The 2,527-nt window shown below is 61.5% G+C and carries 2 protein-coding genes; both read left to right on the forward strand.

Features of this window, described 5'->3' with window-relative positions:
- Positions 1-122: 122 nt before the first annotated feature.
- A complete protein-coding gene (locus J2Z75_RS29090) occupies positions 123-1,028 on the forward strand; it encodes a tyrosine-type recombinase/integrase (protein WP_209857438.1) in 906 nt (301 codons plus the stop codon).
- Positions 1,029-1,031: 3 nt separating this feature from the next.
- The gene (locus J2Z75_RS29095; protein ID WP_209857440.1) at positions 1,032-2,225 is read left to right on the forward strand and encodes an IS91 family transposase; all 1,194 of its coding nucleotides are present in this window, start codon (positions 1,032-1,034) and stop codon (positions 2,223-2,225) included.
- The last annotated feature ends 302 nt before the right edge of the window (positions 2,226-2,527 follow it).

Below are 2,527 nucleotides of genomic sequence, written 5' to 3' on the forward strand. Positions count from 1 at the left end.
TCATGCACGAACCCGCTTCGCGGGAGGGAGTGCGCGGCGAGTTTCGCATGATTATCTGAGGTTCTAGGCAGGCTGTTGGTGTTGCCTGACCATGACGTTCCCTTCAACGAGAGGAACGTTCAATGGCCAGCTTTCAACACGATGCCCCGACCACACCGCTCCGTCAGCGCATGCAGGAAGACATGCTGATGCGAGGGTTGGGATCCCACACTCGGCAGGACTACATCCGTCACGTCCGACGCTTCGCTACGTTTCTTGGGCGTGCCCCTGACACTGCGACGGTCGAGGACACACGACGTTTCCAGTTGCATCAGCATGAGAACGGCGTAGGTCCTGCGACGATTAACAGCACGGTTTCGGCGCTACGCTTTCTGTTCATGGTGACGCTGAAGCGGCGGGATCTGGCGCGGGCGCTGGTGATAACGCGCAATCCGCGCAAGCTACCGGATGTGCTCAGTATTGAGGAAGCTGCCCGCTTACTGGAGGCGGCACCTGGTATCAAATACAAGGCCGCCCTCGGTGTGGCCTATGGCGCGGGCTTGCGCGTCTCCGAGGTCGCCCATCTCAAGGTCGATGACATCGACTCCAAACGCATGCTGATCCGGGTTGAACAAGGCAAGGGACGCAAGGATCGCAATGCCATGCTTTCTCCGCAGCTCCTCGAACTGCTGCGGCTTTGGTGGCGCGAAGGAAAGCGGCGCGGCGTGATGCTGCCTCACGGCTGGCTGTTTCCAGGGCGTAGCCGCACCGATCCGATCTCGTCGCGGCAACTTCATCGCGCGGTTCAGGAAGCTGCCGATGTTGCCGGCATCCACAAGCGCGTCAGCCCGCATACCTTGAGGCACAGCTTTGCCACCCATCTTCTGGAGGATGGCACCGATATCCGTGTCATCCAGGTTCTGCTCGGGCATAGCAAGCTGGAGACGACGGCTCTCTATGCGAAGGTCTCCACCCGAACCATTCACGCGGTCGCCGGACCTCTTGATCGGCTGATGGCGCTGATGGAAGGCAAAACGCCCGACGGCTGAACCATGCGTACCTCGATCGAGGTCGCCGATATCTTCCGTGCCGCAGGGCCGAACTATCGGAAAGTCCATACGGGACATCTCAGCTTGAGCCAGCTCAAGGTTATGGCGGCGGTCGAGCACTGCCGCACAGCTGCACTGGGCGGACATGTCGAGGCCTGCGAGGATTGTGGAGAGTGGCGCATCGCCTACAATTCCTGCCGCAACCGGCACTGCCCGAAGTGCCAGGGCGCCGCTGCACGCACTTGGCTTGCCGAACGGGAGGCCGATCTCCTGCCCGTCGGATACTTCCACGTCGTCTTCACATTGCCAGCCGAGGTAGCCGCCATTGCCTTCCACAACAAGGCGCTGGTTTACGATCTGCTCTTTAAGGCCGCATCCGAGACGATGCTGACAATCGCTGCCGATCCGAAGCATCTCGGCGCGCGCATCGGCATCACTGCCGTCCTGCACACATGGGGATCGGCCATGACCCATCATCCCCATGTTCACATGATCGTGCCAGGTGGTGGAATCGCGCTCGATGGATCACGCTGGATATCGTCACGTCCAGCATTCCTCCTGCCGGTTCGTGTGCTCGGCAAGCTATTCCAGCGCTTGTTCCTGACACGGCTGCTCCAATTCCACGATGCCGGGCGGCTCGCCTTCTTCGGTTCGGCTACGCCTCTGGCTGATCGCCGGGCATTTGTAAGATACCTGTCGCCAGTCCGCAGGAAGCGCTGGATCGTCTATGCCAAGCCGCCCTTTGCGGGGCCGGAAGCAGTGCTTGCCTATCTGTCGCGCTACACGCACCGGGTCGCCATCTCGAACAGTCGCCTGATCGCGTTCGACGAAACGGGCGTCACCTTCCGCTACAAGGATTACCGCCGTGACGGCTGCGATCGGCAGCAGGTCATGACGCTCGCGCTCGACGAGTTCATCCGCCGTTTCCTGCTCCATGTCTTGCCGCGTGGCTTCCACCGCATCCGGCATTACGGCCTGCTCGCCGGCGGTTATCGAAAGATGAGCATCGCTCGTGCCCGTGAGCTCCTCAACGCTGCCCCGCCGCCCCCTGATGAGGCGGACGACCAACCGACCGACATCCGGCCGCCATGCCCATGCTGCGGTGGACGCATGGTCGTCATCGAAGTGCTCAAGCGCTGGCGGCAACCACGTGGACCACCAGACGAGGCAACAACGAACCGGGAGAGTGCGTCATGACCCGGCATGGCCGATCCACACATATGGTCTACTCACAGCAGAGCAGGCTAACGGGACGGCCTGCGCCAGCACCCATGATGAGGGCGTCCAGCACGACGAACATGTTTCCACTCACCTGGAAAGCCTTCGCAACCCCACTGGAAACCATCTCTGGGGACCCGCCCGGACTGACAATGGTCGTGGCGATCGCCCGACCGCCAGAGGCTCCAATCCAGAAAACCCCATAGCTCAGCAAGTGCAGACCGCGGGTTCCTGCATGAAAGGCTTTCGTACGCCTGACGGCACCCGAAACCCTCCACCAT

This window comes from Rhizobium herbae (genome assembly GCF_017873135.1).
GTDB lineage: Bacteria > Pseudomonadota > Alphaproteobacteria > Rhizobiales > Rhizobiaceae > Pararhizobium > Pararhizobium herbae.